Origin of the sequence: Streptomyces sp. NPDC018964 (assembly GCF_044390325.1) — a bacterium.
Lineage (GTDB): Bacteria > Actinomycetota > Actinomycetes > Streptomycetales > Streptomycetaceae > Streptomyces.
Window position 1 is genome coordinate 1 of sequence record NZ_JBIRYZ010000053.1, and the last position, 8,926, is coordinate 8,926.

At 71.1% G+C, this 8,926-nt stretch carries 1 pseudogene; it reads right to left on the minus strand.

The features are described 5' to 3' along the window. Positions 1 to 8,914, minus strand: a pseudogene (locus tag ACH5AO_RS37015) (type I polyketide synthase); the annotation flags it as partial. Between the last annotated feature and the right edge of the window lie 12 nt (positions 8,915 to 8,926).

Below are 8,926 nucleotides of genomic sequence, written 5' to 3' on the forward strand. Positions count from 1 at the left end.
AACCCGCGAACCGCTCACCGGCCAGCCACTCCCGCACCACACCCAGCACCCGGTGCACCACCGACCGCACACCCACCGGCACATCCACACCGGCAAGCGAAGAAGCACTGGCACCGCAGTCCAGGACCACCGTGCCCGGAACATCCCCGTCCGCCGGCAGCTCCTCCCACGACGCCCACGCCACAGCAGGCGCATCCACGACACCCGGCACCCACTCGATGCCGTACAGCGCACCCGCGTCACCGGACGCCGCACCCAACTGGTCGGCCGAGACCGGCCGACTCGCCATGGAGTCGACCGACATCACAGGCGCACCGGTCACGTCGGCCACGGACAGGGTGACGGCACGGCCGTCCAGCTTGCCGATGCGGATGCGGACGGCGGAGGCGCCGACCGCGTGCAGACGCACACCGTTCCAGGCGAACGGAATCACCGTCTCGCCCTCACCGTCGTTCAGGATCGCCGCGTGCATCGACGCGTCCAGCAACGCCGGATGCAGACCGAACCCACCGGCCTCCCCCACCGACTCCTGCGGCAGAGCGACCTCCGCGAACAACTCCTCACCCCGACGCCACGCCGCACGCAGCCCCCGGAACACCGGACCGTAACCGTAACCACGCTCACGGAAGACCTCGTACGCACCCTCCACCGGCACCACCTCCGCACCCACCGGAGGCCACTGCGCCAACTCGAACTCCGCCGGCACCACACCCTCCACCAGGAACCCGGAAGCATGGATGGTCCACGGGGCGTCCTCGGCGCCTTCCGGACGGGAGTAGACGGCAAGCGTGCGGTGGGCGGCGTCCTTCGGCCCCACCACGACACGAACCTGAACAGCGCCCTGCTCGGGCAGCACCATCGGTGCGGTCAACGTCAGTTCGTCCAGGGTGGCGCAGCCCACGGCCTCGCCCGCCGTCAAGGCGAGTTCCACCAATCCCGTGCCGGGCAGCAGGGTGCGGCCCAGGACCACGTGATCGGCCAGCCACGGCTGCGCCTCCACCGACAGCCTGCCCGTCAGTACGACACCACCGGAGTCCGGCAGCGCCACCACCGCACCCAGCAACGGGTGATCGGACGCGTCCAGACCGGCGGCGCGGGCGTCGGCCGCTGCGGTGGTCGTGCTGTTCTCCGGCCAGTAGCGCCGGCGCTGGAAGGCGTAGGTGGGCAGGTCGACGGTGCGTGCGCCGGTGCCGGTGAAGTACGCGGCCCAGTCCACCCGGGCCCCGGCCACGTGCAGCCGGGCGAGCCCGGCCAGTGCCGCCGACTCCTCGTCGCGGTCCTTGCGCAGCAGCGGGATCAGGTGTGCCTCGTCACCGGCGCTCTCGCGGGCCATGCCGCTCAGCACCCCGTCCGGGCCCAGCTCCACGAACCGCGTGACACCCTCACCGGCCAACGCACGGACACCGTCCGCGAAACGCACGGCCTCACGGACATGGGTCACCCAGTAGGCGGGCGTGGTGAGTTCACCGGACGCGGCAATGCGGCCGGTCACATTGGAGACGACGGGCAGCAGCGGCTCGGCGTAGGACAACCCCTCGGCGACCGCGCGGAACTCCTCCAGCATCGGCTCCATCAACGGCGAGTGGAAGGCGTGCGACACCCGCAGCCGGGACGTACGACGCCCCAGCCCGCGGAACACCTCCGCCACCGCCTCCACCGCGGCCTCCGCACCCGAAACCACCACCGAGGAGGGCCCGTTGACGGCCGCGACCGACACCTCGCCCGTCAGGTGCGGCAGCACCTCGGCCTCCGTCGCCTCCACCGCGACCATCGCACCACCGGCGGGCAGCGCCTGCATCAGCCGGCCGCGAGCGGCCACCAGCGCACACGCGTCGGCCAGCGAGAACACACCCGCCACATGCGCGGCCGCGATCTCGCCGATCGAGTGTCCGGCGACGTAGTCGGGGCGTACGCCCCAGGCGTCGAGCAGACGGTACAGCGCCACTTCCAGGGCGAACAGCCCGGCCTGGGCGTAGGCGGTTCCGTTCAGCGCCTCCTCGTCGTCGCCCCAGACCACGTCACGCAGCGGCTGCTCCAGGTGCTCGTCCAGGCCCGCGCACACCGCGTCGAACGCCTCCGCGAACACCGGGAAACGACCGTACAGTTCACGTCCCATGCCGAGGCGCTGCGAACCCTGCCCCGAGAACAGGAACGCCGTACGGCCTCCATCAGCCAGGCCCTCCACGACACCCGCGTCCGGAAGACCCGCCGCGAACGCCTCCAGGGCAGCGGCCTTGTCCTGCGCCAGCACCACAGCCCGGTGCTCGAACACGGACCGATGCATCGCCAGCGAGAACCCGAGGTCCACGCCACGGATCCCAGCACCCGCCACGAACTCCCGCAACCGCTCGGCCTGCGCACGCAGCGCGGCCTCACTCTTACCGGAGAGGACCCACGGCACCAGAACGGCCGTTTCGGTGTCGTCGGCGTCGATTGCCGCCGAGACACTTTCACCCACGAATTCGGGCTGTTCGAGGATGACGTGGGCGTTGGTGCCGCTGATGCCGAACGAGGACACACCCGCCCGGCGCGGACGCCCCTCGTCCGCCCATTCCACCGGCTCGGTCAGCAGCTCCACCGCACCCGCCGACCAGTCCACATGCGACGACGGCGCATCCACATGCAACGTGCGCGGCAGCACACCGTGCCGCATCGCCATCACCATCTTGATCACACCGGCCACACCCGCGGCCGCCTGCGTGTGACCCAGGTTCGACTTGATCGACCCCAGCCGCAACGGCCGGTCCCCTGGACGGTCCTGGCCATAGGTGGCCAGCAGCGCCTGCGCCTCGATCGGATCACCCAACGTCGTACCCGTACCGTGTGCTTCCACGACGTCCACGTCGCCGGCCGACAGCCCGCCACTGGCCAACGCCTGCCGGATCACCCGCTGCTGCGACGGACCGTTCGGTGCCGTCAACCCGTTCGACGCACCGTCCTGGTTGACCGCACTGCCCCGCACCACCGCCAACACCCGATGCCCATGACGCCGCGCATCCGACAACCGCTCCAGCACCAGCACACCAGCGCCTTCGGACCAGCCGGCTCCGTCGGCGGTGTCGGAGAAGGCCTTGCAGCGTCCGTCGGCGGAGAGAGCTCCCTGCCGGGAGAACTCGACGAAGGCGGTGGGCGTGGCCATGACGGTGACGCCTCCGGCCACGGCGAGTGAGCACTCGCCCGACCGCAGCGCCTGCGCCGCCCAGTGCAACGCCACCAACGACGACGAACACGCCGTGTCCACCGTCACCGCCGGACCCTCGAACCCGAACGTGTACGCCACACGGCCGGAAGCGATGCTGCCCGCACTGCCGTTGCCGCGGTAGCCCTCGTACTGCTCGTCGGTGAGGATGCTTCCGTAGTCGTTGTACATGACGCCGGCGAAGACGCCGGTGCGGCTGCCCCGCAGCGACACCGGGTCCATCCCGGCCCGCTCGATCGCCTCCCACGTCGTCTCCAGCAGCAGACGCTGCTGCGCGTCCGTCGCCACCGCCTCCCGCGGACTCATCCCGAAGAACTCGGGATCGAAGTCCCCGGCATCGTGCAGGAAACCACCCGAGCGCGTGTACGACGTCCCGGGCACATTCCGGTCCGGGTTGTACAACGAGTCGACATCCCAACCACGATCAGTCGGGAAGTCCGACACGGCGTCGACGCCGTCGGAGACCAGCCGCCACAGATCCTCCGGCGAGGACACCCCACCCGGATAACGGCACGCCATCCCCACGATCACCACCGGATCGTCCGCCACCGACGGCAACGACCCCACCGGCACAGCCACGTCACGGACGGTTCCGAGCACGGTGTCGAGCAGGTGGTCGGCCAGGAGTTCCGCGGTCGGGTAGTCGAAGACGACGGTGGCGGGCAGGCGCAGTCCGGTCGCCTTGCCCAGCCGGTTCCGCAGCTCCACGGCCGTCAGCGAGTCGAAGCCCAGGTCCTTGAAGGCCCGGTCGGGGTTGACCGTCTGTGCGCCCGAGTGACCGAGGACGAGGGCGATGTGTCCGCGCACCAGGTCCAGCATCATCTCGCGGCGCTCGGTCTCGCCGAGCGCGGTCAGCCGTTCGGCCAGTCCGGTGGTCTCGGCGGACCCCGTGGCCGCCGCGCGGCGGGTGGACGTCCGGATCAGCCCGCTGAGCAGCGGCGGAATCTCTCCCTGCGCGCGGAGCGCCGGGAAGTCGAGGCGCACAGGGAGGACGACCGCCGCGTCGGTGGCCATCGCGGCGTCGAACAGGGCGACGCCCTGCTCCACCGTCACCGGGGGAAGGCCGGAGCGGGTGATGCGGCGGCGGTCGGTCTCCGACAGTGTCCGGGTCATGCCCGCGTCCTGCGCCCACGGACCCCACACCAGCGACACCGCCGGCAGCCCCAGCGCACGACGCCGCCGCACCAGGGCATCCAGGAACGCGTTACCGGCCGCATACGCCGACTGCCCCGCACTGCCGAACGTCCCCGCCACCGACGAGAACACCACGAAGGCGGTGAGGTCGAGGTCCTTGGTCGCCTCGTGCAGGTGCCAGGCCGCGTCCACCTTCGGACGCAGCACCCGCGCGAGCCGCTCGTCCGTGAGCGACTCCACCATACCGTCGTCCAGCACACCCGCCGCGTGCACCACCGCCCGCACCGGATACCGGCCCACCAGAGCGGCCACCGCGTCCGCGTCGGCCACGTCACAGGCCTCCACCGACACCCGCGCACCCAGCCCGGACAACTCGGCGACCAGATCCTCCACACCCTCGGCGACCGCACCACGACGGCTCACCAGCAGCAGATCCCGCACACCATGCTCGACCACCAGATGCCGGGCCACCACACGACCCAGACCACCCGTACCACCCGTCACCAAAACCGTGCCCCCGGCCACATCCCAGCCGACAGCATCCACACCGGACCCGGAGGCCACACGCGCCAGACGAGGCACCAACACCTCACCCCCACGCACCGCGACCTCGGCCTCTGCCTCACCCACCGCCAGGGCGGCCCCCAGCAACTCAGCGGTGAGCCCGGCGTCCGGTTCGACGTCCAGCAGACCGAACCGGTCCGGGTGCTCCGAGACAGCCGACCTCACCAGACCCCACACTGCGGCACCCGGCAGGTCACCGCCCTCCGTGGCACCGCGCGTCACGAACACCAGACGCGACTGCGCACACCGCTCGTTCGCCAGCCACGACCGCACCAGCTCCAGCGCCCATACGGCCACTTCGTGCACGGATCCGACGACACCGTCCGCGGTACCGGGCACGGTGGCCAGCACCGTTGCCGGTACCTCGTCCTGCACCAGCGCCTCGAGTTCGGCCACCCCCGAGACCGTGACCGGTTCGGAGGACACTTCGGCGGCCCGCGTGCCCCGCGCCGGCATCCAGTCCACCTGGTAGAGGGAGTCATGGGTCACGGCGCTCAGTTGTCCGGCCGCCAGGGGCCGGACGGCCAGGGATTCCACCGAGGCGACGGGAGCGCCTGTCGGGTCGGCCAGCTCCAGGGCCATGGTGCCGTCGGCGTCCCGGATCAGCCGGACCCGCAGGGCCGAGGCGCCGGAGGCGTGCAGTGTCACTCCGGTCCAGGAGAACGGCACTCCGCCGCGGCCGTCGTCGTCGAGCGCGAAGGCGTGCAGGGCGGCGTCGAACAGGGCCGGGTGGAGACCGTAGGCACTGCAGTCCGTCGCTTCGTCGAGGGCGACCTCGGCGAACAGCTCGTCGCCCCGGCGCCATGCGGCACGAAGGCCGCGGAACGCGGGACCGTAGAGGAACCCGGCGTCGGCCAGGTGCTCGTAGCAGTCCGTCACATCGACAGAGCGGGCGTCCTTCGGGGGCCACACGGATGCGTCGAAGTCGGACCGTACCTCGCTCACGGAAGCCGGGGAAGCCGCGGGGGCCAGGATTCCGGTGGCATGGACGGCCCATGGGGCCTGGACGTCGTCCTCACCCCGGGCATGTATGCCCAGGGCGCACCGGCCGTCGGCGTCGGGCGTGCCGATCCGCACCTGGATGCGGGTACCACCGTGGTCGGGCAGCACCAGTGGCGCGGAGAGGGTCAGTTCCTCGACCGTGTCGCAGCCGACCTCGTCGGCCGCGCGGATCGCCAGCTCCAGCAGGGCCGTGCCCGGCACCAGCACCGAGCCTTGTACCGCATGGTCGGCCAGCCACGGGTGGGACTGCACCGACAGCCGGCCCGTGAACACCACCCCGTCCGATCCCTCGGTACCGGCCAGTTCGACGGCGGCGCCCAGCAGTGGGTGTTCGGCCGCTCCGAGTCCGGCGAACCGCACGTCCCCGGCCCGGGTCAGCGCACCGACGGGCCAGTAGCGCCGGCGCTGGAAGGCGTAGGTGGGCAGGTCGACGGTGCGTGCGCCGGTGCCGGTGAAGTACGCGGCCCAGTCCACCCGGGCCCCGGCCACGTGCAGCCGGGCGAGCCCGGCCAGTGCCGCCGACTCCTCGTCGCGGTCCTTGCGCAGCAGCGGGATCAGGTGTGCCTCGTCACCGGCGCTCTCGCGGGCCATGCCGCTCAGCACACCGTCCGGGCCCAGCTCCACGAACCGCGTGACACCCTCACCGGCCAGCGCACGGACACCCTCGGCGAAACGCACGGCCTCACGGACATGGGTCACCCAGTAGGCGGGCGTGGTGAGTTCACCGGACGCGGCAATGCGGCCGGTCACATTGGAGACGACGGGCAGCAGCGGCTCGGCGTAGGACAACCCCTCGGCGACCGCGCGGAACTCCTCCAGCATCGGCTCCATCAACGGCGAGTGGAAGGCGTGCGACACCCGCAGCCGGGACGTACGACGCCCCTGTTCGCGGAAGACCCCGGCGACGGCCTCGACCGCCGCCTCCACACCCGAAATCACCAGGGAGGAGGGGCCGTTGACGGCCGCGACCGACACCTCGCCGGTCAGGTGCGGCAGGACCTCGGCCTCCGTCGCCTCCACCGCGACCATCGCACCACCGGCGGGCAGCGCCTGCATCAGCCGGCCGCGAGCGGCCACCAGCGCACACGCGTCGGCCAGCGAGAACACACCCGCCACATGCGCGGCCGCGATCTCCCCGATCGAATGTCCGGCGACATAGTCGGGGCGCACGCCCCAGGCGTCGAGCAGCCGGTACAGCGCCACTTCCAGGGCGAACAGCCCGGCCTGGGCGTAGGCGGTCGCGTTCAGCGCCTCGACGTCGTCGCCCCAGACCACGTCGCGCAGCAGCCGGTCCAGGTGTTCGTCCAGGCCCGCGCACACCGCGTCGAACGCCTCCGCGAACACCGGGAAACGACCGTACAGTTCACGTCCCATGCCGAGGCGCTGCGAACCCTGCCCCGAGAACAGGAACGCCGTACGGCCTCCATCAGCCAGGCCCTCCACGACACCCGCGTCCGGAAGACCCGCCGCGAACGCCTCCAGGGCAGCGGCCTTGTCCTGCGCCAGCACCACAGCCCGGTGCTCGAACACGGACCGATGCATCGCCAGCGAGAACCCGAGGTCCACGCCACGGATCCCAGCACCCGCCACGAACTCCCGCAACCGCTCGGCCTGCGCACGCAGCGCGGCCTCACTCTTACCGGAGAGAATCCACGGCACCACACCAGGCACAGTCTCCGGTTCTTGTGCTGTCTGCGGCTGCAACTCCATTTCCTGGTCGGGCTGTTCGAGGATGACGTGGGCGTTGGTGCCGCTGATGCCGAACGAGGACACACCCGCCCGCCGCGGACGCCCCCCGTCCGCCCATTCCACCGGTTCGGTCAGCAGCTCCACCGCACCCGCCGACCAGTCGACATGCGACGACGGCGCATCCACATGCAGCGTGCGCGGCAGCACACCGTGCCGCATCGCCATCACCATCTTGATCACACCGGCCACACCCGCGGCCGCCTGCGTGTGACCCAGGTTCGACTTGATCGACCCCAGCCGCAACGGCCGGTCGGCCGGACGCTCCTGGCCATAGGTGGCCAGCAGCGCCTGCGCCTCGATCGGATCACCCAACGTCGTACCCGTACCGTGTGCCTCCACGACGTCCACGTCGCCGGCCGACAGCCCGCCACTGGCCAGCGCCTGCCGGATCACCCGCTGCTGCGACGGACCGTTCGGTGCCGTCAACCCATTGGACGCACCGTCCTGGTTGACCGCACTGCCCCGCACCACCGCCAACACCCGATGCCCCTGGCGCCGCGCATCCGACAACCGCTCCAGCACCAGCACACCCACACCCTCGGACCAGCCGACCCCGTCGGCCGCATCCGCGAACGAACGACACCGGCCGTCCGCCGACAACCCACCCTGACGCGAGAACTCCACGAACGTCATCGGCGTCGACATCACCGTCACACCACCGGCCACCGCCAGCGAGCACTCACCCGACCGCAGCGCCTGCGCCGCCCAGTGCAACGCCACCAACGACGACGAACACGCCGTGTCCACCGTCACCGCCGGACCCTCGAACCCGAACGTGTACGCCACACGCCCCGACGCGATGCTGCCCGCGCTGCCGCTCCCCTGGTAGCCCTCGAACTCGGGACCGTTCAGGAGGTTGACGTAGTCGTGATACATGACGCCGGCGAAGACGCCGGTCCGGCTGCCCCGCAGCGACACCGGATCCATCCCGGCCCGCTCGATCGCCTCCCACGTCGTCTCCAGCAGCAGACGCTGCTGCGCGTCCGTCGCCACCGCCTCCCGCGGACTCATCCCGAAGAACTCGGGGTCGAAGTCCCCAGCCTCATTCAGGAAACCACCCGAGCGCGTGTACGACGTCCCGGGCACATTCCGGTCCGGGTTGTACAACGAGTCGACATCCCAACCACGATCAGTCGGGAAGTCCGACACGGCGTCGACGCCGTCGGAGACCAGCCGCCACAGGTCCTCCGGCGAGGACACCCCACCCGGATAACGGCACGCCATCCCCACGATCACCACCGGATCGTCCGCCACCGACGGCAACGACCCCACCGGCAC